At 68.0% G+C, this 23,058-nt stretch carries 20 protein-coding genes and 1 other RNA gene; 2 read left to right on the top strand and 19 right to left on the bottom strand.

Annotated features, from left to right (window positions below; genetic code table 11):
* The 17 genes from ftsZ to rnpB form a co-directional block, all read right to left on the bottom strand.
* Positions 1-1,046, bottom strand: a 1,046-nt coding sequence (gene ftsZ, locus CFR78_RS12985) for a cell division protein FtsZ (RefSeq protein WP_110581250.1), incomplete at its 3' end; no start/stop codon positions are given.
* A 77-nt stretch (positions 1,047-1,123) separates the two neighbouring features.
* On the bottom strand, positions 1,124-2,527 hold the full coding sequence (ftsA, locus tag CFR78_RS12980) for a cell division protein FtsA (RefSeq protein ID WP_034930762.1): 1,404 nt from the start codon (positions 2,525-2,527) through the stop codon (positions 1,124-1,126).
* Complete coding sequence (locus tag CFR78_RS12975; protein WP_034930764.1) at positions 2,524-3,456, bottom strand: cell division protein FtsQ/DivIB; 933 nt, start codon at positions 3,454-3,456, stop codon at positions 2,524-2,526. The genes ftsA and CFR78_RS12975 overlap by 4 nt, the downstream gene beginning before the upstream one ends.
* Complete coding sequence (locus CFR78_RS12970; protein ID WP_034930767.1) at positions 3,453-4,394, bottom strand: D-alanine--D-alanine ligase; 942 nt, start codon at positions 4,392-4,394, stop codon at positions 3,453-3,455. Before CFR78_RS12970 ends, CFR78_RS12975 begins: the two co-directional genes overlap by 4 nt.
* Positions 4,391-5,356 (bottom strand): UDP-N-acetylmuramate dehydrogenase, encoded by a 966-nt coding sequence (gene murB, locus CFR78_RS12965; RefSeq protein WP_007400176.1) that lies wholly within the window; start codon positions 5,354-5,356, stop codon positions 4,391-4,393. The genes CFR78_RS12970 and murB overlap by 4 nt, the downstream gene beginning before the upstream one ends.
* Complete coding sequence (gene murC / locus CFR78_RS12960) at positions 5,353-6,801, bottom strand: UDP-N-acetylmuramate--L-alanine ligase (RefSeq protein ID WP_007400177.1); 1,449 nt, start codon at positions 6,799-6,801, stop codon at positions 5,353-5,355. The genes murB and murC overlap by 4 nt, the downstream gene beginning before the upstream one ends.
* Positions 6,802-6,833: 32 nt before the next feature.
* A complete protein-coding gene (locus tag CFR78_RS12955) occupies positions 6,834-7,949 on the bottom strand; it encodes a UDP-N-acetylglucosamine--N-acetylmuramyl-(pentapeptide) pyrophosphoryl-undecaprenol N-acetylglucosamine transferase (RefSeq protein ID WP_034930770.1) in 1,116 nt (371 codons plus the stop codon).
* The gene (locus CFR78_RS12950) at positions 7,946-9,112 is read right to left on the bottom strand and encodes an FtsW/RodA/SpoVE family cell cycle protein (protein ID WP_034930772.1); all 1,167 of its coding nucleotides are present in this window, start codon (positions 9,110-9,112) and stop codon (positions 7,946-7,948) included. Before CFR78_RS12950 ends, CFR78_RS12955 begins: the two co-directional genes overlap by 4 nt.
* Positions 9,109-10,509: a UDP-N-acetylmuramoyl-L-alanine--D-glutamate ligase gene (murD, locus tag CFR78_RS12945; protein ID WP_034930775.1), complete on the bottom strand. Its 1,401-nt coding sequence runs from the start codon at positions 10,507-10,509 to the stop codon at positions 9,109-9,111. The genes CFR78_RS12950 and murD overlap by 4 nt, the downstream gene beginning before the upstream one ends.
* Entirely contained in the window at positions 10,506-11,597 is a 1,092-nt protein-coding gene (mraY, locus tag CFR78_RS12940; RefSeq protein ID WP_007400181.1) for a phospho-N-acetylmuramoyl-pentapeptide-transferase, read from the bottom strand. The genes murD and mraY overlap by 4 nt, the downstream gene beginning before the upstream one ends.
* Positions 11,597-12,988 (bottom strand): UDP-N-acetylmuramoyl-tripeptide--D-alanyl-D-alanine ligase, encoded by a 1,392-nt coding sequence (locus CFR78_RS12935; protein ID WP_034930777.1) that lies wholly within the window; start codon positions 12,986-12,988, stop codon positions 11,597-11,599. The genes mraY and CFR78_RS12935 overlap by 1 nt, the downstream gene beginning before the upstream one ends.
* Complete coding sequence (locus CFR78_RS12930; RefSeq protein ID WP_034930779.1) at positions 12,985-14,457, bottom strand: UDP-N-acetylmuramoyl-L-alanyl-D-glutamate--2,6-diaminopimelate ligase; 1,473 nt, start codon at positions 14,455-14,457, stop codon at positions 12,985-12,987. Before CFR78_RS12930 ends, CFR78_RS12935 begins: the two co-directional genes overlap by 4 nt.
* 5 nt (positions 14,458-14,462) lie before the next feature.
* On the bottom strand, positions 14,463-16,487 hold the full coding sequence (locus CFR78_RS12925; RefSeq protein WP_007400184.1) for a peptidoglycan D,D-transpeptidase FtsI family protein: 2,025 nt from the start codon (positions 16,485-16,487) through the stop codon (positions 14,463-14,465).
* Between the two features lie 38 nt (positions 16,488-16,525).
* Entirely contained in the window at positions 16,526-17,317 is a 792-nt protein-coding gene (gene ftsL, locus CFR78_RS12920; protein ID WP_034930780.1) for a cell division protein FtsL, read from the bottom strand.
* Complete coding sequence (gene rsmH, locus CFR78_RS12915) at positions 17,314-18,315, bottom strand: 16S rRNA (cytosine(1402)-N(4))-methyltransferase RsmH (protein ID WP_034930783.1); 1,002 nt, start codon at positions 18,313-18,315, stop codon at positions 17,314-17,316. The genes ftsL and rsmH overlap by 4 nt, the downstream gene beginning before the upstream one ends.
* Positions 18,312-18,785: a division/cell wall cluster transcriptional repressor MraZ gene (mraZ, locus tag CFR78_RS12910; protein WP_007400187.1), complete on the bottom strand. Its 474-nt coding sequence runs from the start codon at positions 18,783-18,785 to the stop codon at positions 18,312-18,314. The genes rsmH and mraZ overlap by 4 nt, the downstream gene beginning before the upstream one ends.
* A 327-nt stretch (positions 18,786-19,112) precedes the next feature.
* Positions 19,113-19,523, bottom strand: an RNA gene (gene rnpB / locus CFR78_RS12905) — RNase P RNA component class A.
* Positions 19,524-19,624: 101 nt separating this feature from the next.
* On the opposite strand from rnpB, the gene CFR78_RS12900 reads away from it, so the two are divergent.
* The gene (locus CFR78_RS12900; RefSeq protein WP_034930826.1) at positions 19,625-20,665 is read left to right on the top strand and encodes an alpha/beta hydrolase; all 1,041 of its coding nucleotides are present in this window, start codon (positions 19,625-19,627) and stop codon (positions 20,663-20,665) included.
* Here the strand turns inward: CFR78_RS12900 and CFR78_RS12895 are convergent.
* Positions 20,583-21,038 carry a hypothetical protein gene (locus CFR78_RS12895; protein WP_034930786.1) on the bottom strand — a complete coding sequence of 152 codons (456 nt, stop codon included), beginning with the start codon at positions 21,036-21,038 and terminating at the stop codon, positions 20,583-20,585. The genes CFR78_RS12900 and CFR78_RS12895 overlap by 83 nt on opposite strands.
* Before the next feature lie 4 nt (positions 21,039-21,042).
* On the bottom strand, positions 21,043-22,524 hold the full coding sequence (gene zwf, locus CFR78_RS12890; RefSeq protein ID WP_110581249.1) for a glucose-6-phosphate dehydrogenase: 1,482 nt from the start codon (positions 22,522-22,524) through the stop codon (positions 21,043-21,045).
* A 251-nt stretch (positions 22,525-22,775) separates the two neighbouring features.
* On the opposite strand from zwf, the gene CFR78_RS12885 reads away from it, so the two are divergent.
* Positions 22,776-23,051, top strand: a complete 276-nt coding sequence (locus CFR78_RS12885; protein ID WP_007400192.1) for a DUF2312 domain-containing protein — start codon at positions 22,776-22,778, stop codon at positions 23,049-23,051.
* The last annotated feature ends 7 nt before the right edge of the window (positions 23,052-23,058 follow it).

Genomic DNA, 23,058 nt, shown 5'->3' with positions numbered 1-23,058 from the left:
GGTGCCGCCGCCTGCGCCGTTGCGGCGGGCTGCGGGGCGGGCGCGGCTTCGGGTGCGGCCGCAGCGCGCGCGGGCGGATTGTCGATGCCCGTCGCCACCACGGAGACGCGGATGCGGCCGTTGAGCGAGGTATCGATGGCGGAACCGAAGATGATGTTGGCGTCTTCCGCCACTTCCTCACGGATGCGGTTGGCCGCCTGATCCACCTCGAACAGGGTCAGGTCCTCGCCGCCGGTAATGTTGATCAGCAGGCCCTGCGCGCCCGCCATGGACGTATCTTCCAGCAGCGGGTTGGAAATCGCGTCCTCGGCGGCGGCCACGGCGCGGTTTTCGCCCTCGGCCTCGCCCGTGCCCATCATCGCCTTGCCCATTTCCGCCATGATGGTGCGGATATCGGCAAAGTCCAGGTTGACCAGCCCCGGCGCCATCATCAGGTCGGTCACGCCACGCACGCCCATGTACAGCACGTTGTCCGCCATCTTGAAGGCGTCTTTCCAGCTCGTGCGCTCATTGGCCAGCCGGAACAGGTTCTGGTTGGGAATGACGATCAGCGTATCGACAAACTGCTGGAGTTCGGCAATGCCCGCTTCCGCCGACTTGGAGCGGCGCTGCCCCTCGAACGTGAAGGGCTTGGTCACCACGCCCACCGTCAGGATGCCCCGCTCGCGCGCCATGCGGGCGATGACGGGGGCCGCCCCGGTGCCGGTGCCCCCGCCCATGCCGGCGGTGATGAACACCATATGCGCGCCGTCCAGATGGCGTGACAGTTCATCGCACGCTTCCTCGGCGGCGGCGCGGCCGATCTCGGGCTTGGCGCCGGCGCCAAGCCCCTGCGTCAGGTGGGGGCCAAGCTGGATGCGGCGGTCGGCGCTGCTGTGGGAAAGCTGCTGCGCATCGGTGTTGGCAACAACGAATTCTACCCCCTGCAACTGCGAATGGATCATGTTGTCCACCGCATTGGTACCACCGCCGCCAACCCCGATCACAGTGATGCGGGGCGTGAAATCGGAATGATTCTGTTGCGGGATGGTCAGGTTGAGGGTCATGCTTGGCTCCCGATGGATTGGGGTAGGCGTGCGGGCATTCTAGTAGTCAAAGTACAATAAATGGTTTCCGTACAAGTTTATACCCTGTCACGGATGAAATCTACAAAACGTCTCACAAGGCTGTCAGGCCGCGCGTCGCGCGTGTCGGGTTCGCCCATTTCATCGGCGGCACCGGCCGCCCAGGCCAGCAGCCCCGCCGAGGTGGAGAACATCGGCCACGTTGCCGGGTTTTCCGGCAGGCCCACAATCCGGCGCGGGCGGCCAAGCCGGACCTGACGGTTGAGGATGCGCGCCGCCATCGGCCCGATTCCCTCCAGCAGTGAGCCACCCCCCGTCAGGATGACCCGCCCGTCGGATGCGGGGCCGACTGCGGCCATTTCCAGCCTGTCACGTACCATTTCCAGGGTTTCCTCGACACGGGGGTGGATGATCGAGACAATCTTTGCCCTTGGAATTTTGACGTAATGATGGTCGTTGTCCCCGATCAGCTGCACAAGGATCGGGTCATGGTCGTCGCCCGCCAGCAGTTCGGCCGAGCCGTGGATGGTCTTGAGCCGCTCGGCATTGTCGATCGAGGTGGACAGCCCGTGGGCGATGTCGCGCGTGATGTGCAGCCCGCCCACCGGAATCGTCGCGGTATGGAGCAGCCGCCCCTCGCCAAACACGCCGATGGAGGTGGTGCCGCCGCCCATGTCCACCACCGTGGCGCCAAGGTTGCGTTCGTCCTCGTTCATCACCGCAAGGCCGGAGGCAAGCGGGGAGGAGACCATGCCCTCGATCTTGAGTTCAACGCGCGAGAGCACCGCCTCCAGGTTGCGCAGCGCCGTGGTGTTGGCGTCGATCACATGCAGGCGGGCCGAAAGCAGGTCACACAGGTGGCCACGCGGGTCGAGCACTTCCTGCGTGTCGTCCACCGCGTAGTCCAGCGGCAGGGTATGGATGGCCGAACGCCCTTCGGACAGGGCGCGGGCGCGGGCTTCGGCAATGATGCGGCTGACATCGGTTTTCGTGATCTCGCGCCCGCCTATGGGCCAGCGCGCGTTGATGTGCCGGCTTTCGGGATGGCCACAGGACAGGTTCACGAAAATGGAGTCCCGGCGTTCCGTCGCCATGTCCTCCGCCTGCGCCACGGCGGCGCGGATGGCGCTTTCCGCCTCGCGCAGGTCCACGATCCCGCCCGAGCGCACCCCGTGCGAACGCCGCCACCCGTGGCCCAGGATGCGGATGGTATTGTCAGGCTCCCCCCGCCCGATCAGGCAGACGATCTTGGTCGAGCCGATATCAAGCACGCTGAACGGCCCCGTCCGCAACCTGCGCGTGGGCGCGCGTTCGGTCGCGGGCACAAGGGCTGTGGCCGCACGGGCACGGGGTGCGCGCGCGGGCAGGCCGCCCGGCCCCTTTATGGCTGGTACGGGGGGTGTGGCTGCCGTGCGTGTTGCGGGAAGCCCCGCCTTGAGCGGTCCCGGCGCTGGATAGGTCATGCCCGCCTCCGTCTTGGGCCGGTATCAGGTGAAGAAAGCCATGGCGCATCAGGCGCCTGCAGGCCCGTCGGGTCCGCCTGTGGCTGCGAGTCGCCCTTGTCGCGCTCATTGTCGTTCGGGGCAAGGGGGGATTCGCGTATGATCAGGCGGTCGGGCAGGCGCATGTCGATGGCGATGACCGGCCGATCCAGTATTTTGATATTTTCCTGCAATTGTGCAAGCCGCTTCAGGGCCGCGACTTCCTGCCCCTCGGGCAGCAGCACGGTGGTGCCGTTGCGCAGGGTCAGGTTCCACCGGCGCTGGCCCACGCGTGATGCCGCCACCACATGGGCGCGGACTTCCGGCTGGGCGGAGAGTTCATCAATCAGGGCGGCGGCGGCCGTGTTGGCGTCCGGCCCCACCACCAGCGGCAGCTGCATGAAGGCTTCCGCATCCTTGCCGGTCATGCCCTGGTCGCGCACCTGTCGGCCCTCACGGTCGATCAGCATGAAGTGACCATGGTTCTGCCATACGGCAAAGGGGCTGCGTTCGAACAGGTGGATGATGATGGTGCCCGGCAGGTGCCGCTCCACCACGGAATGGTCGACAAAGGGCAGCGCATCAATGCGTTCGCGCGCGGCGGTGATGGAAAAGCCCAGGATGAAATCCCCCGTCCGCACCCCCAGCGCCTGCTGGAGTGCCGCCTGACTGGTCAGCACGCAGCCGGTCACGTCAATTTCGGTAATGCGCAGCGGCAGCATGTTGATGATGCGCGCGCGCAGGGCGGCGAACCGCTCATCGGACCCGACATGCCGCAATGCCGTCATCCCTCCGGCCCCCAGCGCCACCACCGCCACCAGCACCAGCAGCGGCCGCAGCAGGCGCTTCTGGCGGCGCAGGAAGATGGAAAGCCGCGATGGGCGGTCATTGCTGTCGGTCGGTCGCCTCATGTACGGCAGGTCGCGTGGTCGATCATCCACTGGCACAGGGTGGCGTAATCCATGCCGCAGTATGCTGCCTGTTCCGGCAGGAGGGACGTGGGCGTCATGCCCGGCTGCGTATTGGTTTCCAGGATGACCAGCCGCCCCGGCGCCTCCGCGCCCGCCGTGTCATCATAGCGGAAATCGGTGCGGCTGGCCCCCCGGCAACCCAGGGCGCGGTGGGCGGCCAGTGCCAGGTCGCAGGCCCGGGCGAAGGCTGCGGGATGGATTCGCGCGGGCAGTTCGTGGCGGGAGCCACCGGCGGCGTATTTGGCCTCGTAGTCATAGAAGCTGGGGCCACTGGCGGCGGGCGTGATGTCGGTTACCGTCAGGGCGCGATCATCCAGCACGCCCACGGTCAGTTCCCGGCCGGGAATGTATTCTTCCACCAGCACATGCGGGCCATGGGACCAGCCCCGTGCAATCGCGCCGCGGCGGTTGCTGCCCGCATGCACGATTTCCACCCCCACCGACGAGCCTTCATTGACCGGCTTGACCACATAGGGCGCGGGTAGCGGGTCGGCAGGTTCCAGTTCCGCCGGGGTCAGCAGCATGCCGGTGGCTACGGGCAGGCCAGCGGCGGCAAACACGGTGCGGGCGGCATCCTTGTCCATGGCCGTGGCCGAGGCGCGCACGCCGGAATGGGTGTAGGCAATGCCCATCCAGTCCAGAACGCCCTGGATCGCGCCGTCCTCGCCCAGGCGGCCATGCAGCGCGTTGAACACGGCATCCGGCCCGTAATCGCGCAGGTCGCGCACGATGGCCAGCAGGTCGGCGCCCGCGTCGATGCAGCGGACATCGTGGCCCAGCCCGCGCAGGGCCTCGGCCACGTTGCGCCCGCTGTTCAGGCTGACGTCGCGTTCGGCCGACAGGCCGCCCATCAGCACGGCAATCCGGCGGCACGTCATGCGGGTATTCCCTGCGTGGCGGGGGCCGGGCGGCCGATGCGCCGGATTTCCCAGCGCAGTGTCACGCCGGTATGGGCGTGCACGCGCTGGCGCACCGCGTCCCCCAGCCCTTCCAGGTCGGCGGCGGTGGCGTTGTCTGTGTTGAGCATGAAGTTGCAGTGTTTTTCACTCATCTGCGCGCCCCCCAGCCGCAGGCCGCGACAGCCCGCGGCATCAATCAGTTCCCATGCCTTCCGCCCCGATTCGTCGGGGTCGGGATTGCGGAAGGTGGACCCGCCGGTGCGCGCGCGTACCGGCTGGGCGGCCTCACGCGCGGTGCGGATTTCGGCAATGCGCTGGCGGATCACGGCGGGGGACGCGGGCAGTCCCGCCAGCCGTACCCGCACCACCACCGATTGCGGCGGCAGGGTTGCGTGCCGGTAGCTGAAATCCAGCGAGGCCGCGGGCAGGCGCAGGAGCCGCCCGTCGCGCGTGACCACTTCCACCCAGTCCAGCACCGCCGCCATGTCCGATCCGTAGGCCCCGGCATTCATGGCCACCGCCCCGCCAATGGAGCCGGGAATGCCCGCCAGGAATTCCAGCCCCGCCAGCCCCGCTTCCGCCGCGTGTTCGGCCACCGTCATGTCCAGGCAGGCGGCCCCCGCAACCAGCCCGTCACCCTCACGCGTGAGGGTGGCAAAACCGCGCGCCAGCCGTACCACCAGCCCGTCAATCCCGCCATCGCGCACGATCACGTTGGAACACGCACCCAGCGGCAGGACCGGCACCTCCAGCGGCAGGCACTGCATGACCTGCGCCAGGTCCTCGGCGCTGGCGGGCTGGAACAGGAGTTCCGCAGCCCCGCCCACGCGGAACCATGTGCGCGCGCCAAGGGCGGCCTGCGGCGTAAGGCGACCGCGCGGGCGGCAGGCATCCGTGTCCAGGGCCCGGGCCCATTGCGGCAGGGGGGCGGTGTCGGTCATGAATGGGCATCCGCCTTCTGGGCCGGGGCATGGGCAATGCCCTGCAGTTCCGCCAGCTGGGCCGGCAGTGCCTGCGCCCAGTTGGTGATGCTGCCCGCCCCCAGGCAGACCACGAAGTCACCGGGCCGGGCAATGGCGTTGATCATCTCCGCCAGGTGTTCCGGGCCGGGCAGCGGCACGACGGAGCGGTGGCCCCGCTCGCGCAGGCCCTCGACCAGTGCATCGCGGTCAATCCCCTCGATCGGCGATTCGCCCGCCGCGTACACATCGGCAATGATCACGGTGCCCGCGTCGTTCATGCAGGTGCAGAATTCATTGAACAGGCTTTTCAGGCGGGAATAGCGGTGCGGCTGCATCACCGCGATCACATTGCCCGCACCCGCCTGGCGCGCGGCCTTCAGCACGGCCGCGATCTCGACGGGGTGGTGGCCGTAATCATCGATGATGGTGATGCCCCCGGTCTCGCCCGTGCGGGTGAAGCGGCGCTTGACCCCGCGGAAGGCGGCAAAGGCCGAGCGGATGGTCGCGTCGTCTATTTCCATCTCGGTGCCCACCGCAATCGCGGCCAACGCGTTCTGCACGTTGTGGTGGCCCAGCATGGGCAGCCGGAACGGCCCCGCCCGGCGCGAACGGTTGCGGTTGCGGTTGGTGATCACGACCTCGAACGTGGCCCCCAGCTTGTCGGTAATCACCTTTTCCGCCCGCACGTCGGCCTGGGGGGAGAAACCGTAGGTGATGATGCGGTGGTCCGACAGGCGCGGGATCATCTGCTGGACGGCCGGGTGGTCGATGCACAGCACCGCGAAACCGTAGAACGGGATGTTGGAGACAAACTGGTCATACGCCGCCTGCATGGCCTCTTCCGTGCCCCAGTGGTCCAGGTGCTCGGGGTCCATGTTGGTCACGACGGTAATGACGGAGGGCAGGCGCAAAAACGAGCCATCGCTCTCATCGGCTTCCACCACCATCCAGTCGCCCGAACCCATGCGGGTATTGGTGCCGTAGGCTTCGATAATGCCGCCATTGATGACGGTGGGGTCCAGCTTCGCCGCTTCCAGCACGGCGGCGACAAGGCTGGTGGTGGTGGTCTTGCCATGCGTGCCGCCAACCGCCACCGACCAGCGCAGGCGCATGAGTTCGGCCAGCATCTCCGCCCGCCGCACCACCGGGATCAGGCGCGCGCGCGCGGCCACCACCTCGGGGTTGTCGCGCTGCACGGCGGTCGATGTCACCACCACCTGCGCATTGCCCAGGTTGGCCGCGTCATGGCCGATGGTGACCGGAATGCCCGAGGCACGCAGGCGGGCGACATTGGCGCCCTCGGCAATGTCGGAACCCTGCACGGCATAGCCAAGCATGTGCAGCACTTCGGCAATGCCGGACATGCCGATGCCGCCGATGCCGACAAAGTGAATGGTGCCAATGGAAAGGGGCAGGGCTCTCATGGGGTCAGGTCTCCGTATTCGGGCAGGCGGGATCAGGCGGCGTGGGGCAGGTCAGGCAGGCGGGATTCGATCATGTCGGCCAGACGGGCGGCGGCATCGGGGCGGCCAAGGCGGGCGGCGGCCTGCGCCGTGCGGGCCAGCAGGTCGCGGTCGGCCAGCAGGCTGACCAGCCGTTCTGTCAGGGTGGCGGCGGTGAACCGGGGCTGGCGGATCATCCATGCCGCCCCCGCATCGACCAGCGCCTGTGCGTTCGCACCCTGCTCGTCACGTGCGGCAATGGGCAGCGGCACCAGCAGCGACGGGCGGCCCGCCACCGTCAGTTCCGCCACTGATGACCCGCCGGCGCGGCCAATCACCAGATGCGCCGCATGCAGCCGCTCGGGCACATCGCTCAGGAACGGGGCGACGATGGCGGGAATGCCGGCTTCCCGGTAGGCGGTGCCGACACGCTCCACATCCTCGGCGCGGGCCTGCTGGGTCACCTGCACGCGCGCGCGCAGGGCGGGCGGCAGGGCGGCCAGGGCAGGGGGCACCACGTCGCTGAACACGCGCGCGCCCAGCGACCCGCCCCAGACCAGCAGGTTGATGACTCCGTTGGAGGGGACATAGCCCTCCCCACCCAGTGCCGCGATGTCGCGCCGCACGGGCATGCCCGTCTCGGTGGCGGGCACGCGCGCGGGTACGCCGGCCACCACGGGGAAGGACGTGGCGATCCCGTCCATCCTGCCCGCCAGGAAGGCATTGGCCTTGCCCAGTACCGCATTGCCTTCATGCAGGAACAGGAGGGGCCGCCGGCCTTTGGGCAGCAGGCTGCCCGCCAGCAGCGGCGGCACGGACGGATACCCCCCGAAGCCGATGATGGCGGCGGGCCGCAGGCGCGCCAGTATGCCCCGTGCCTGCATCGTGCCGCGTGCCAGCGCCAGGGCGGCGCGCGTGGCGCGCACCACCCCGCGCCCGGCAATGCCCGCGCCGGGCAGGACAAACTGCTGGCGCCCGGCAAAGACGCCCGTCCTGCGCGTACCGGCCCGCCGGTCGGTCATGAGGATGATGTCATGCCCCCGGCGCACCAGTTCACAGGCCAGGGCTTCGGCGGGAAAGAAGTGGCCGCCGGTACCACCGGCCGCGACGGCAATGCAGTGACGGGTCATGACGGGACTTTCTGCGATGGTGGTGGAGAGGAGGCGGAGCCGAACAGCAGGTCATCCCCCACCCGGTTGCGGGTCAGGGCCAGCACCATGCCGATTGTAAGCGCAACCGACATGGCAGAGGAACCACCATAGGAAATGAAAGGCAGCGTCATGCCCTTGGTCGGGATAAGGTGCAGTGTCGAACCCATGTTGACGAAGGCCTGCAGCCCGAACCCCGTGACCAGCCCCGCCGTGGCCACCGCGATGAAGGGGTCCTTTTCATGCAGCAGCTTGAGCAGCGTGCGGATGACGATGGTGGCGAACACACCGATGATGAACAGGCACACCAGCATGCCGAATTCCTCCCCCGCCACGGCAAACACGAAGTCGGCATGGGCGTCGGGCAGCAGGTCCTTCACCCGCCCCTCGCCGGGGCCACGGCCCAGCAGGCCGCCATTGCCAAAGGCGCGCAGCGCGGTATCGATCTGGTAATGGTCCCCCACGGCGGGGTGCAGGAAGCGTTCCACGCGCGAACGCACGTGCGGAAAGACCATATACGCCCCCACGAACGCCGCCGCCATGCCGGCCACCCCGGCCCCCACCAGGAACAGGCTCATCCCGTCCAGGAAGAGCTGGGTCAGGAACACCGTGGTGATCACGCTCAGCATGCCGATATCGGGCTGGGACTTGAGCAGGAACAGCACAAGCCCGAACAGCCCGAGGGAGATGGCCATGCCGGGAAAATAGGCTTTCACCCCGCGCCGGGTCAGGAGCCAGGCCGTGATCACGGCAAAGAACGGCTTGAGGAATTCCGACGGCTGGATCGACATCATGGGCAGCGCGATCCATCGCCGCGCGCCCTTGATCTCGATGCCATGCACAAGGGTCAGGAACGTCGCCCCCAGCGCCAGCACGAATCCGATCCACGCCGTAAGCCGCACCCCGCGCAGGGACAGCAGGGACGTAGCCATGACGATAAACAGCGCAAGGACCAGGAAGCAGACCTGCTTGAAGATGAACATGTCGCGCGAGGCACCGATGCGCACCGCCACCGCGGGGCTGGCCGCCAGCATCAGGATATAGCCGAACCCGATCAGGATGCCCACGCAGATCAGCGTGACCCGGTCGATGCTCCGCCACCACTTCGCCACCCATGAGGTGTTTATGCGCGACAGGCCGCTCATGCGCCCGTGGGTCCGCCCGCCGTGCCGTCCAGATCCCGCACCAGTGCCGCGAAATGCGCGCCGCGTGCCTCAAACCCGCTGAACTGGTCAAAACTGGCGCAGGCGGGAGAGAGCATGACCACATCAACCCCCAGTGCCCGCGCAGCCTCCCGCGCTTCGGGCACCGCGCGTTCCAGCGTGTGGACGATGCGATGGGGCACGCCATGGCGGGTCAGGGTTGCCGCCAGAACCGGGGCGTCGCGCCCGATCAGCAGCGCCAGCGCCACATGGCCGAACAGGGGGGCCAGTTCCTCTATCCCGCCCGCCTTGGCCGTGCCGCCCGCAATCCAGACCAGCCGGTCGTGGCAGGCCAGGGCGCGCGCGGTCGCATCGGCATTGGTGGCCTTGCTGTCATTGATGAAGCGCACGGTGCCAATCCGGCCCACCAGCTTCTGCCGGTGGTCCAGCGCGCTGAATGTGGCAAGCGCGCCCTCCACCGCCGCGCGCGGCATGCCCAGATGCAGCGCCATGGCCGTTGCGGCGGCCGCGTTCTCGCGGTTATGGGTGCCGGGCAGGTCGGTGGCACCGTCCAGGCCGGCGATCACGCCGCTATGGTCGCACAGCGCATGGTCCGTGCAGTAATAGTCGCACTGTTCCACATCCGCCCCGCTTACGCAGGCAATGCGCACGCGGGTTGCGGCCAGCCCGCGGTGGATGCGTGCGTAATCGGGCAGGGTCGCGCCCAGCACCGCCAGGTCGCCCGCGTGCTGGTGGTCGAATACATGCAGCTTGGCTGCGGTATAGCCCGCCATGTCGCCATGGCGGTCAAGGTGGTCGGGTGTCAGGTTGAGCAGGCAGGCGGCACTGAAATGCAGCTGTTCCAGGCGTTCGAGCATGTAGCTCGACATTTCCAGCACGTACACCCCGTCATCGGGCAGGAGCGGCAGGGCAAGGGCGGCGGGGCCAAGGTTGCCACCCGCCGCCACCGGTATGCCGCAGCAGGCCAGCATATGGGTCAGCAGGACCGTGGTGGTCGACTTGCCATTGGTGCCGGTAATGCCCGCGAACCGTGCCCGGCTGCCCGCCGCCCGCACGGCGCGGAACAGCAGTTCCGCATCCGACACGATCGGCACCCCGGCCTCCACCGCCATGCGCGCCAGCGGGTGCGGGCTGGGCAGGATGTGGGGAATGCCCGGCGAAAGGACCAGACCGGCAAGCCCGACCATGCCGGTGAAGGGGGCAAGCGTCAGCCGCTCATGGGTGGGCAGGGCATCACGGCTGGCGGCATTGTCATCCCATGCCTGCACGCTGGCCCCCATGGCCAGCAGGGCGCCCACGGCCGCGTTGCCGTTGCGGCCCAGCCCGGCCACCCCGTAATGGTGGCCGGCGAACAGGGTGGGGGGGAAGGACGTGCTCACCGCAGTTTCAGCGTGGCCAGACCACACAGCCCCAGCACGATGGACACGATCCAGAACCGGATCACGATCTTGGATTCCGCCCAGCCCTTTTTCTCGAAATGATGGTGCAGCGGCGCCATCAGGAAGACCCGCCGCCCGGTGCGCTTGTACCAGAACACCTGGATGATGACCGACAGTGTCTCCACCACGAACAGCCCGCCCACGATGCACAGCACCAGTTCATGCTTGACCGCAACCGCTACCGCCCCCAGCGCGCCGCCCAGCGCCAGTGATCCTGTATCGCCCATGAACACGGCGGCGGGCGGCGCGTTGAACCACAGGAAGCCAAGCCCCGCGCCCACAAGCGCCGAGCAGAACACCCCGAGTTCCCCCGTGCCGGGCACGGCATGCAGCTGCAGGTAATCGGCAAAGACGTGGTTGCCCACCAGGTAGGAAATCAGCGCAAACACAAGGGCCGCCACAATGACCGGCACGATGGCCAGCCCGTCCAGCCCGTCGGTAAAGTTCACGGCATTGCCGAATCCCGTAATCGTGATCATCGCGAATAGCGGGAAGGCGTAGCCCAGCGGCAGCAGCAGGTCCTTGACGAACGGGAAGGCAAGGTGGTTGGCAAGCTCCGGCGGCATCATGTGTTCCAGCCAGATCCCGCCAAGCAGCGAGGCCCCGAACTCGCACCCCAGCCGCATCCGCTTGGATACGCCATCGGTATTGCGGCGCGAGAGCTTGAGATAGTCATCGGCAAAGCCCACCGCGCCAAAGGCCAGCGTGACCAGCATCACCGCCCACACGAACCCGTTGGTCAGGTCAGCCCACAGAAGGGTGGAGCCGAACAGCGACAGCAGGATCAGCACGCCGCCCATGGTGGGGGTGCCCACCTTTTCGATCAGGTGGCGCTCCGGCCCCAGCGCGCGGATGGGCTGGCCGCCACGCTGGATGCGGCGCAGCTGCGCGATCAGCGGGTTGCCCAGGCACAGGCTGATCACCAGCGCGGTCAGGCACGCGGCCCCGGCGCGGAAGGTGATGTAGCGGAACAGGTTGAACACGGATGTATGGGCCGTGGCATGATGCTGGAACAGGTCATACAGCATCAGGCCGGTCCCACCCGGGCATCATCGGCCTGCAGGCTGGCAACGACGTGGCGCATGCGGCTGCCAAGGCTGCCCTTGACCATGACCGTGTCACCCGCGCGCAGGGCCGCGCGCACCAGGGGGGCAAGCTGTCCGGAATCAGGGGTCCATGCCCCCCGCAGGGAAGGAGGCAGGGTATCGAAGAGTGTTTTCATATTCGGGCCGCAACAGAAGACGATATCCGCGTTCGCGCGGACGGCAGGGAGAAGGGAGACATGCTCATGCCCCGCAAACGCGCCCAGTTCAAGCATGTCACCCAGAACGGCAACGCGCCGCCCCGGCGCCACCAGGCCCAGAAGATCCAGCGCCGCCTGAACGGATGCGGGGGAGGCATTGTAGCTTTCATCCAGCAGGGCAACCTTGTCCTGCATCACCTTTGTCATGGCGCCACGCCCGGCACCGGGGCGGAAGGTGGCCAGCCCCGCCACCGCGCGCGCCATGTCCGCCCCGGCCGCACACGCCGCCCCCAGTGCCAGCATGGCGTTGGCGGCCATGTGCCGGCCCGGCGCGCTGACATGCGCCTCCCCCGCCCAGCCGGGCAGGCGCAGGCTGAAATCGCTGCCTGTTGCGGTGGCCCGTACGGGACCGGGCACGATGGCGCAGCCTTCACCCGTGCCCGCCCGCCACAATGCCGCGCCGACCCGGGCCGCATTGCGCTCAAAATGCGCCTGGCCACTCACCCCATCGGGGATGATGCCGATGCCGCCCCTGTGCAGGGCCAGCAGGATCTCGGCCTTCTCGCGCGCTATGGCCTCCACGCTGCCCATAAGCCCGAGATGGGAGGAGGCAACCGTGGTCACCACCGCCACGTCGGGCCGCACCATGGCGGCCAGCGGCGCGATCTCGCCTGCGTGGTTCATCCCGATCTCGCACACGCAGTAGGCCGCACCCGCGGGCAGGCGCGCCAGCGTAAGCGGCACGCCCCAGTGGTTGTTGTAGGATGCCACGGCGCAATGCGTGGGGCCGCAGGCGGCCAGTGCCGCGTGCAGCATGTCCTTGACCGATGTCTTGCCCACGCTGCCGGTCACGGCCAGCATGCGGCCCCCAAAGCGCGCGCGGGCGTAACGCGCCATGGCCTGCATGGCGGCCAGCGTGTCGTCCACCCGCAGGATGCGCGGGTCCGTGCCACAGTCCTCATGCGCCACCACGCAGGCGGCTCCGGCTTCCAGTGCGCGGGCCACATGGTCATGCCCGTTGCTGTTTTCGCCCCGCAGCGCGATGAAGATGTCGCCCGGATGTAGCGTGCGCGTATCGATCGAGACGCCGGTGCCGGCAATATCGGCGCCGGAGGCGGCTGCGAAATGCCCCGATGTGGCGGCCAGCAGGTCCGCGCGGTTCCATAACAGTGTCATTCGGTCCCCAACAGGTCACGGATTACCGTGGCATCATCAAATGGCAGCACGTCGTGGCCGATCGTCTGGCCCTGTTCGTGGCCCTTGCCCGCCACCACCATCACGTCGCCCGGGCCCAGCAGTCCCAGCCCCGCCGCGATGGCCTGCCGCCGGTCATCAATCTCGACCGCACCGGGGGCGGCGGCCATGATGGCGGCGCGGATGGCGGCGGGCTGTTCCGTGCGCGGGTTGTCATCGGTCACGATCACCCGGTCGGCCAGGCGGGTCGCGATCTCGCCCATGACCGGGCGCTTGCCCCGGTCGCGGTCCCCGCCCGCGCCCATCACGATCACAAGCCGGCCCGGCGTGTGGGGGCGCAGGGAGCACAGCAGGCGTTCGATGGCATCGGGCGTGTGGGCGTAATCGACATAGGCGGCGGCCCCGCTGTCCAGCACCGCCGCCCGTTCCATCCGCCCGCGCACGCCATGCAGGCGGGGCAGCAGGCTGACGGCGTGGTCGGCCGCCCCTTCATCGCGGCCCGCCATGGCGCAGGCCAGCAGCATGTTGTCCACCTGGAAACGGCCGACCAGCGGCACTTCCATTTCCCGCGCGCCCGCCGGGGTCATGACATGCAGGACCTGGCCTGCGGGCGTGGGCCGCGCATCCAGCAGCCGCAGGGCCCCGCCCCGCAGGCCGGTGGTGCGCAACACCAGACCGCGCCGGGCGGCAATCGCGCGCAGGGCGGCGCAGGTGGCGTCGTCCATGTCGGCATTGAAGGCGGCAATCCCCCCTTCGGGCAGCACCGTGTCGAACAGGCGCAGCTTGGCCGCGCGGTAGTGTTCCGTCGTGCCGTGATAGTCCAGGTGGTCGCGCGTCAGGTTGCTGAAACCCGCCGCGTACGGGGCCAGACCGTCCAGCCTGCGCTGTTCCAGCCCGTGCGAGGATGCCTCGATCGCCACATGTTCCACCCCCGCCTGCGCCATGGCGCCCAGCAGGGCCATAAGCCCCACGCTGTCCGGCGTGGTCAGCACGGGGCCGCAATCGGGCAGGGGGCAGGGAGCCACGGCCCCCAGCGTGCCGATGGTGCCCGCGGGCAGCGCCTGCACTGTCCAGATCTGGCGCAGGAATTCCGCCGTGCTGGTCTTGCCGTTGGTGCCGGTGATGGCGGCGATATGCGCGGGCACGCGGGGTGTCAGCGCGCGCGCGATGCGGGCAAGGGCCGCGCGCGCATCCACCGCCACAAGGTACGTCGCGTCCGGTGGCGGGGTAAAGCCCGGGTCGGCCTCCAGCAGCACGGCCGCCGCCCCCTGCGCGTGGGCCTGCGGGATATAGGCGCGCCCGTCCCGGTGCGTGCCGCGCAGGGCGGCGAAGATCATGCCCGGCCCCGCCTGGCGGCTGTCGGCCGTAATGCCGTGGATGTCACACGCGCGCGCGGTTGCGGGCAGCGCGATGTCCAGGCCCGCGCGACGGAGGAGTTCAGGCAGCAGCATCCGTTTCAACCCCTGTCATGCACGCGGTGGCCGGGCGGGCCGGGCAGGTCGTTGGCGGCATGTTCCGTATGGCCCGCAAGCTGGGCCGCCTGTGCCGCGTCATGGCTGCGGGCGGCGTGGCCGCGCGGGTGGGCTGTGGCCTCGGTTTCGCGCTCATGTTCATGCAGGCGGGCGGTGCCGGGGTCATTGCCCGGCCCCAGCGCGCGGTAGCCGCGTGGCACGGCGGGCTTCATGGGAATGGCCAGCGCGGCCTCGATGGCGGTCTCATGCTGCGTATCGGGGAACAGCCCCAGCATGGGCGCGATGCGCGTGATCATGTGCGATGCCGTGGGGGCCGCGTTCCATCCCGCCGTGGTCCAGCCGTGGGTCTGGGCGGTGGGCTTGGGGCTGTCCAGCATGACATAGATGGCATAGCGCGGCGCGTTCATGGGGAAGATACCGGTAAAGGCCGAGACGTTGACATGCTTGAGATAGCCGCCATGCGGGCCGATCTTTTCCGCCGTGCCGGTCTTGCCCCCTACATAATAGCCCGGTGATTCCGCCTTCTGTCCCGTGCCCTTGGCCACGTCCAGCCGCAGGATCTTGCGCAGGATGTCGGAATTGGCGGCCGAAATCAGCCGCTCCGCATCGGGGGGGATGGTCTGGCCGGCATCGGGCGCGCCATCGGTGGCATCGGCGCTGGCGGCCTGGCCTGCCACCAGCGTGGGCCGGAGCAGGAAGCCGCCATTGGCCGTGGCCGCCGTGCCGCGCACGATGGAAAGCGGCGGCTCGGCCACGCCATGGCCGAACGCCACGGTCATGGTGGTGGACACGCCCCAGTTGGCGACAGAGGGGATGATGGGCCGCCCGGCTTCGGGCAGTTCGATCGGCACGCGCGAGAAGAAGCCCATCCGTCGCAGCCAGTCCTGCTGGCGCGCGGCACCCGCGTCCAGGGCGATGTGGGCGGCGGCGGGGTTGGAGGAATAGGCCATCACCTCGGGCAGGGTCAGCCACGGGTCGAAATGGTCACTTTTCATGTCCGAGATGGTGAAGCGCCCGATCTTGATCGGCGTGCTGGAAAAGCGGTCCCAGATATGGGCCACCCCTTCCTGCAGCGCCATGGCGGTGGTCTGGAGCTTGAAGGTCGAGCCGGGTTCGTACATGCCCGTCACGGCGCGGTTGAAGCGGGCATCGGGTGCGGCGCGGCCAAAATCGTTGGCGTCGTAATCGGGCAGGCTGACCATGGTTATGATCTCGCCCGTATGCACGTCCATCACGATGGCGCAGGCGCCGATGGCCTGGAACATGTCCATGGCGGCCTGAAGCTCGTCATGCACCACGTTCTGCACGCGCACATCCACCGACAGGCGCAGCGGCGTGCGGTCCGCGTCCAGCCGCCTGTCAAAGAAGCGCTCGACCCCCGCCACGCCGTGGTCGTCAATGTCCACCCCGCCCAGGATCTGCGCGGCAACCCGGCCCATGGGGTAGCGGCGGCGCTCACCGGGTTCGAAATAGATGCCGGGAATGCCCAGGTTGTTGACCGCCAGTTCCTGTGCGGGGGAAATGTCACGCGCCAGGTACACGAACTGCTTGTTGAGCGACAGCCGCCGCCGGGTCTCGGCTTCGTCCAGCGTGGGCAGCGCGCCCTTCAGCTTATGCGCCGCATCCGCCGCGTCGATCATTTCCTGCGGGTTGGCATAGACCTGCGCCACGGGCAGCGACATGGCCAGCACCTGCCCCGTGCGGTCGATGATCGAGGCCCGGTGCACCTGCGGCAGCGCCACATCCCCCGCGATCATCCCCTTGGGGTCGCTTTTGGGAATGGGGGGGACCTGCGGGGCGATCTGCTGCTGCTGGGGCGGCATGGGCCGGATGATGGTGGCGACCGTAAGCTTGATGCCAATGGCCAGGAACAGGATACAGAACACCCCCGCCACAACCAGCAGCCGCGCATGCATGCGCTGCTGCGCCAGGCGGGCACGCATGCCTCCCGTTACGGGCCGGGAAGCCTGCGCGCCCTGGGCGGTTGGGTCATGGGGGAAGAGGTTCATTTATGTTCCGGGCCGACAAGCCGGTCGAGGGGTGGGTATCAGTTGCTGACGGGCACCGGGGGCGGCAGGGCGGTCACATGCGGCGTGCCCAGCGAACTGCCGCCCATCAGGCGCGGGGCCGCCGGGTGCCACGCCGCATCCGCTATGTTCGCGGCACGCGGATGGTAGCTGGCGGTGGTCACATGCGGGGTGGGGACAAGACTGTCACGCAGGCTGGGGGCGTGGGGCGTGTCCACCGCCGCCACGCGCTCGGGCGGGCGGGGGTGTTCCACCACGCGCGGGGCGGGGCGGATGTCGTTCTGCGCCAGCGCGCGGGCCGGCGCGTCATGCGCCACGGGCTGCGGTTCGGCATGGCGGGGGGCAGGAGCGGGGACCGGCGCGCGGGCCACCTGGACGGGTGCCGGGGCCGGGGGCACGGCGGGGGGCGCATGTACGGGCAGCGCCACGGCGGTCTCGTGCGGCGTTTCCTGTACATGGTCAGCCGCCAGCGTCGCCACCATGGTGGCGCGCGGCGCGGGGACGGGCCGGACGGACGGGCTGCCCACGGCGGGCAGGTGATCGGTCAGGGCGGACATCTGCACGAACTGGGCGGGCGTGACCGGCTGCAGCCCCCTGTCGTAACGGCTGGCAAGCGTGCCCAGGCGGTCGGGCTGGTTCAGCATCGCCCATTCGGCGCGCAGCATGGCCGTCTGGGAACGGGTATGTTCCGTCTGTTCCACGATCTGGGCAATCTGGTGGTCAAGCGCGGTGGTCTGCTGCTTCTTGTCGTACAGAAACAGGCCAGACACCGCTGCCACCATGGCAAAGAAGAGGGTGACTAACCGACTCATCCGGCAGGGTCCGATTCTGGCAGGGGGAGGGGGGCAATGCATTCCAGCGCGCGCAGTCTTGCGCTGCGTGCACGCGGATTACGGCGGGTTTCTTCTTCTCCGGGCCGGATGGGGCGTCCGGTCAGGAGCCTGAAGCCTGTTGGCCCCGCGCGCTGTGTCATGGCGCGGGGGTCATGGCGGGAGGGGGCGGGGGTGCGGCCCGCGGCAAGCGCCATGGCCTGCTTGACCAGCCTGTCCTCCAGCGAATGGAACGACACGACGACCAGCCGCCCGCCCGGGGCCAGCAGGCGCGGGGCCTCTTCCAGCACGCGCCGGATCTGGCCCAGTTCGTCATTGACGTGAATGCGCAGCCCCTGGAACGTGCGCGTTGCCGGGTCGATGCCCGAACGGTCGGGCCGGACGACCGAGCGCACGACATCGGCCAGCTGCGTGGTGCGCAGCAGCGGGGCTTCGGCGCGGGCGGCCACGATGGCACGCGCGACCCGGCGCGAGAGCCGTTCCTCCCCATAATGGTAGATGATGTCCGCCAGTTCGTCCTCGGGCAGGGTGTTGACCACATCGGCCGCCGTGGGGCCGGTATCCCCCATGCGCATGTCCAGCGGCCCGTCCATGCGGAAGGAGAAGCCGCGCTCCGCCTGGTCGATCTGGTAGGACGACACCCCCAGGTCCAGTACGATCCCGTCCACCCGCGCCACGCCCGCTTCCGCCAGCAGGGCCGCCATGTCGGCAAAGCCACCATGGAGCAGGTGCAGCCGGGGCGTGCCATCGGGGGCCGTACAGGTGTGGGCGAGCGCCTGCCCGCGGGCGATGGCGGCGGGGTCACGGTCGATCCCCCAGAGCTGGCAGGCGCATGACGCCAGGATGGCGCGCGCATAGCCGCCGCCGCCAAACGTGCCATCGACGTACCGGCCACCGTCGCGCGGGGCAAGGTAGTCCATCACCTCGGCCAGCATCACGGGCACATGTCCGGGGTCATGGGGGGGGAAGGCCGCATTCATGATGGCGTATCCGTCCGTACGGCGCCGCGGCCCGCCGTCAGGGTGCGGGCGCGGGCGCGGGCGGCGGTGCGGCGTTCCTCCGCCGCCTGCGGGTTCCAGATCTGGAACGTGCGGCCCAGCCCCATGAACGTGACCTGATCGGTCAGGCCGGCATGGCCGCGCAGGGATTCGGGCAGCAGGATGCGGCCTTCCCTGTCCGCCTCGAACGGGTAGGCATCGGCGTAGAGCGCGGTGGCGAGGTCGTCATGGTCTTCGGAAAAAATGTCCATTTCATCCAGCGGGCGGGTCAGTGCGGCAAAGGCATCGGCGGGCCATGCCTCAAGGCAGGGATGCAGATGGGACGGACGCAGGATGGCCAGCGGTTCGCCCGATTTGGCCCTGGCACGCAGCGCCGTGCGGAATGCGGAGGGGATGGAAACCCGTCCTTTTGCATCCAGCCGGTTGAGGTGTGTGCCCAGGAATACACTCACGCTGCGCGATGCCCTCCCTTGGCATGAATTTCAGGAGCCGTGGATTGCGTGCCTGCGAGGACCGCCCGTGGGCCGCAGCCATCCTTATCCGGCATGCGCATGGGATAACATGGGATTTCATGGGCGGTCAATTAAAGATGTAGGAAAGATGGCTGAAAACTACTGCTATTTCAGCACAGACACGCCGCATGGCAGGTAAAGAGCCCAACTGGCATGCAATATGGCAGCAATGTGCCGTGTTTATGGTTTGTTCTTTATTGTTAATACTTGTAAACAACTCTGGGTAGAGTAGCCCTGTGGCGGGCCGATGCGATGGAAACAGGAAAAAATGCCAGACGGTCTGTAAGCCGGGTTCTGTCCGCCCTAAGGCGGGGCGATCATTCCTCTGAGATGGGCCTTGCGGCACACCTTGCGCGACCAACCCGAACGACGGGGCGGAAAACCCCTGATGGCACCCTGCGGCCCATCCGCCGTTCCTATTCGGTCTTGCTCCCGGTGGGGTTTGCCCTGCCATCCATGTTACCATGCATGCGGTGCGCTCTTACCGCACCGTTTCACCCTTGCCCCCAACGCCACCCGCATTGCTGCGGGCACCGCCGTGGGGGCGGTCTGTTTTCTGTGGCACTGTCCCTGGGGTCGCCCCCGCCGGCCGTTAGCCGGCACCGTTTTTCCGTGGAGCCCGGACTTTCCTCCATCGCGTGGCGCAAACCACCCGACAGCGACCGCCCGACCGTCTGGCATGCGGAAACTGGCGGTGCATGCGCGCAGCGTCAAGCGATAAATGATACGGCGGCGTTCTGGTCATGCCCGCGCGCCCCTTTTTTCCTGCCGGAGTGCCCATGCCCCAGCCCACGCCCCCCTCACGCCCCGGCCTGCTGACCCGCCTGCTGCTGGGTGGCATGAAATGGGCGGCGTCGCGTCGCCATGACGAAACCCCGCATACGCTGGAGGACATGCGCCGCAAGCTTGACCGCCCATGTTTTCCCATGGGGCTGTCGGCCCTGCAGGTCCGTCGTGTGATCGACTGCCGTGTGCCGGGCCATGCGGGCCTGCTGCCCGCGCGGTTATACGTGCCCTATGGCCGGGTGCATGGGGTGGTGCTGTTCATGCACGGGGGCGGGTACGTGCATTGCGGGCTGAACTCGCATCACGGCATATGCTGCAGGCTGGCGCGGCAGTCGGGTGCCGCGGTGCTGTCCATTGCCTACAGCCTGGCGCCTGAAAACCGTTTTCCCGTCGCGGTGGAGGACTGCTGGGCCGCCCTGCGGTGGCTGGCGGGGGAGGCCCATCGCTGGGGCGGGCCGATTGCGGTGGCGGGCGACAGCGCGGGCGGCACGCTGGCCGCCGTGCTGGCGCAGATGGCGCGCGACCGGGGCGGGCCGGAACTGGCCATGCAGCTGCTTTATTATCCCTCCCTCTATGGGGAGCGTGACGTGCCTTCGCGGGCGGCCTATGCCCATGGCTACGTGCTTTCGACCCGGCTTATGGAATGGTATGCGGAGCAGTATATCCGCACACCCGCCGACCTGTCCGATCCAAGGCTTGCGCCCATCTGCGCCCCCTCGCTCGCGGGGTTGGCGCCTGCGGTCATCGGGCTTGCGCAGTGTGATCCGCTGCATGACGAGGGCACGGGTTATGCCGCCGCCATGCAGCAGGCCGGCAGCCCGGCCCGGACCCGCACATGGCGGGGCACCGTGCACGGGTTCCTGAATTTCTATTCCGTCCTGCCCGCCGGGCGGGAGGCCATCCATTATGGCGCTGGCGCGCTGCGCGCCGCGCTGCGGGCGCGCGGCAAGGCTAGTGGGGCAGGGGGTGGAACACGCCCGGGCTCTGCCAGTCCGTCAGCGCCTTCTGGTCAATCCGGTCGATCTGGAGCGTGAACAGCTTGGGCAGGGTGTTGCGGTCACCGGGGCAGGTGCCGGAATGCTTTTCCATCACGTCGATATGCGTGGCATCGGGCGGGTCGTTGCCGTTGAGCACGAACAGCAGGCAGTTGCCCGGTACGGCCGTCATGCCGTTATGGGTGACAAGGGTGCGGTAATGTTCGACCAGGGCGGTGTTATCGAACCAGCTTGTGCGTGAGAAGGTGAGCCTGTCCGCCGCCTGGTCCAGCCAGCCCATGCGGCCGACCACGAAAACAAGGGCCGCCATCGGCACGATCATGAGCACCCGGCGCACGATGCGCTGGCGCAGCGTGACCGGCCCGCGCCTGCGGGTCAGGCGCGGTGGCGGGGTGGGGGATGATGTGGCCATGGGGCTAGTTCTTCATGTCCTCATGCCACAGGTGCCCGGACTGGGAGAGCAGGTTGCGCGCCCCCTCCGGCCCCCATGTGCCGGCGGCATAGGGTTCCAGCGGGGCCTTGTTTTCCTTCCAGCCCTGCAGGATCGGGTCGATCCAGCGCCACGCGGCGGCTACCTCGTCACGGCGGATGAACAGGATCGGGTCACCACGCACCACGTCCAGCAGCAGCCGTTCGTAGGCATCGGGGTAGCGGATGTTGAACGCCTTCTCGAACTCGATGTTGATGTCGGCCTTGCGCAGGGCCAGGCTGTCGGTTGGCGTGGGGTCCTTGGTCGAGACCGAGAGCATCATCCCCTCATCGGGCTGGATGCGGATGATCAGGCGGTTGGCGTCGGGCCGGTTGGCGAAGATCGACCACGGCGCGCCACGGAACTGGATCACGATCTCGCTTGACTTCTCGGCCATGCGCTTGCCCGAACGCAGGTAGAACGGCACCGTGCCCCACCGCCATGTCAGGATCTCGGCCTTCAGCGCGACAAAGGTTTCCGTCTCGCTGGTCACACCTTCGCCCAGGTCCTCCAGGTAGCTGCCGACCGTGCGCCCGCCAATGGTGCCGCGCATGTACTGCCCGCGCGCGGTATAGATGGCCACGTCATTCGCCTCGATCGGCTTGAGGGCGTGCAGCACCTTCAGCTTTTCATTACGCACGCTGTCGGCCGCCAGTGATACGGGCGGGTCCATGGCCACAAGGCAGAGCACCTGCAGCAGGTGGTTCTGGATCATGTCGCGCAGCGCGCCGGAGCGGTCGTAATAGGGGCCGCGGTTTTCCACGCCCACGGTCTCGGCCGCCGTGATCTGTACGTAATCGATCGCATCGCACGACCACAGCCGCTCGAACACCGGGTTGGCGAAGCGCAGGGCGATCAGGTTCTGCACCGTCTCCTTGCCCAGATAGTGGTCGATGCGGAAGATCTGGTTTTCGGGGAAGTGGCGGCCCACGCTGTCATTGATCGCTTCCGCGCTGGCAAGGTCGGTGCCGATCGGCTTTTCCAGCACCACGCGCGACTGGGGCGTGATCAGGTCCTCGCGGCTCAGGTTCTCGCAGATCTGGCCATACAGGGCAGGGGAGGTGGCCAGGTAGTAGACCCGGATGCGCCCCGGCGGCACGCTGCCCAGCAGGGTCTGGAGCGTGGGCCAGTCGCTGTCCGCCTCCGCCCCGTTCAGGCTGACGTAATGGACCATGTTCACGAAGCGGGCGACGGTTGCGTCATCCAGCGCCTCGGGCTTGACATGTTCATGCAGGGCCGCCGTGGCGCGCTGCTGGTAGTCAGCGCGTGAAAGGGCGGAGCGCGCCGTGCCGATGATGCGGGAATCATCAGGGATCTGGCCGTCACGGTAACGGTGGTAGAGCGCAGGCAGCAGCTTGCGCATGGTCAGGTCACCTGTTCCGCCGAAAACGATGTAGTCAAAGGTCTCAACGGGGGGAAGATGTGCCATGGAAGGTGGCCTCCTGCCTGTATCGGTGTGCCATGACTGCCGGTGGCACGCATGGGGATGGGGCATGCCGCAAAAGCTGCATACCGGCTGCCGCTTCGATTACGGCCCGGCTCTCCGGCCTGTCAAGTTGGCATTGACCATCGGGCGGCGGCGCGATAATCCCGCCGTTCCACCCCATCGCCTAGTGACATTCCCTTCATGTTGCTGATGGGCGCCTAACGGGACAATCACGATATCTGGAGACATCTGCCATGAATGCTGACAATTTCGGGGCGGACGATACGTCTGCCGCTGTCGGTGGTATCGCAGCCGATCGCCTGCGCAGCATTATCGAGCGCGTTGAACGCCTTGAGGAAGAACGCAAGGCGCTGGCCGGCGACATCAAGGATATTTTCACCGAGGCGAAGTCCGCCGGTTTCGATGTCAAGGTGATCCGCCAGATCATCCGCCTGCGCAAGCAGGAACCCGCGGAAGTGGAAGAGCAGGAAACCCTGCTTGACATCTATCGCCGCGCGCTGGGCATGTAACGGTACG

Origin of the sequence: Komagataeibacter rhaeticus, assembly GCF_003207855.1 — a bacterium.
Classification (GTDB): Bacteria; Pseudomonadota; Alphaproteobacteria; order Acetobacterales; family Acetobacteraceae; genus Komagataeibacter; species Komagataeibacter rhaeticus.
Note: the sequence above shows the minus strand (reverse complement) of the source record. Positions and strands in the feature narration are given on the sequence as shown.

Excerpts from the sequence above, each read along its gene's own strand:
- CFR78_RS12925 (WP_007400184.1), bottom strand. The coding sequence starts at position 16,487 with ATGAACCTCTTCCCCCATGACCCAACCGCCCAGGGCGCGCAGGCTTCC.
- CFR78_RS12955 (WP_034930770.1), bottom strand. The coding sequence starts at position 7,949 with ATGACCCGTCACTGCATTGCCGTCGCGGCCGGTGGTACCGGCGGCCAC.
- zwf (WP_110581249.1), bottom strand. The coding sequence starts at position 22,524 with ATGGCACATCTTCCCCCCGTTGAGACCTTTGACTACATCGTTTTCGGC.
- CFR78_RS12900 (WP_034930826.1), top strand. The coding sequence starts at position 19,625 with ATGCCCCAGCCCACGCCCCCCTCACGCCCCGGCCTGCTGACCCGCCTG.
- CFR78_RS12930 (WP_034930779.1), bottom strand. The coding sequence starts at position 14,457 with ATGCTGCTGCCTGAACTCCTCCGTCGCGCGGGCCTGGACATCGCGCTG.
- CFR78_RS12970 (WP_034930767.1), bottom strand. The coding sequence starts at position 4,394 with ATGACGTGCCGCCGGATTGCCGTGCTGATGGGCGGCCTGTCGGCCGAA.
- ftsL (WP_034930780.1), bottom strand. The coding sequence starts at position 17,317 with ATGAGTCGGTTAGTCACCCTCTTCTTTGCCATGGTGGCAGCGGTGTCT.
- murC (WP_007400177.1), bottom strand. The coding sequence starts at position 6,801 with ATGAGAGCCCTGCCCCTTTCCATTGGCACCATTCACTTTGTCGGCATC.
- rsmH (WP_034930783.1), bottom strand. The coding sequence starts at position 18,315 with ATGAATGCGGCCTTCCCCCCCCATGACCCCGGACATGTGCCCGTGATG.
- CFR78_RS12935 (WP_034930777.1), bottom strand. The coding sequence starts at position 12,988 with ATGACACTGTTATGGAACCGCGCGGACCTGCTGGCCGCCACATCGGGG.
- CFR78_RS12895 (WP_034930786.1), bottom strand. The coding sequence starts at position 21,038 with ATGGCCACATCATCCCCCACCCCGCCACCGCGCCTGACCCGCAGGCGC.
- CFR78_RS12975 (WP_034930764.1), bottom strand. The coding sequence starts at position 3,456 with ATGAGGCGACCGACCGACAGCAATGACCGCCCATCGCGGCTTTCCATC.
- ftsA (WP_034930762.1), bottom strand. The coding sequence starts at position 2,527 with ATGACCTATCCAGCGCCGGGACCGCTCAAGGCGGGGCTTCCCGCAACA.
- mraY (WP_007400181.1), bottom strand. The coding sequence starts at position 11,597 with ATGCTGTATGACCTGTTCCAGCATCATGCCACGGCCCATACATCCGTG.
- CFR78_RS12950 (WP_034930772.1), bottom strand. The coding sequence starts at position 9,112 with ATGAGCGGCCTGTCGCGCATAAACACCTCATGGGTGGCGAAGTGGTGG.
- CFR78_RS12885 (WP_007400192.1), top strand. The coding sequence starts at position 22,776 with ATGAATGCTGACAATTTCGGGGCGGACGATACGTCTGCCGCTGTCGGT.
- murB (WP_007400176.1), bottom strand. The coding sequence starts at position 5,356 with ATGACCGACACCGCCCCCCTGCCGCAATGGGCCCGGGCCCTGGACACG.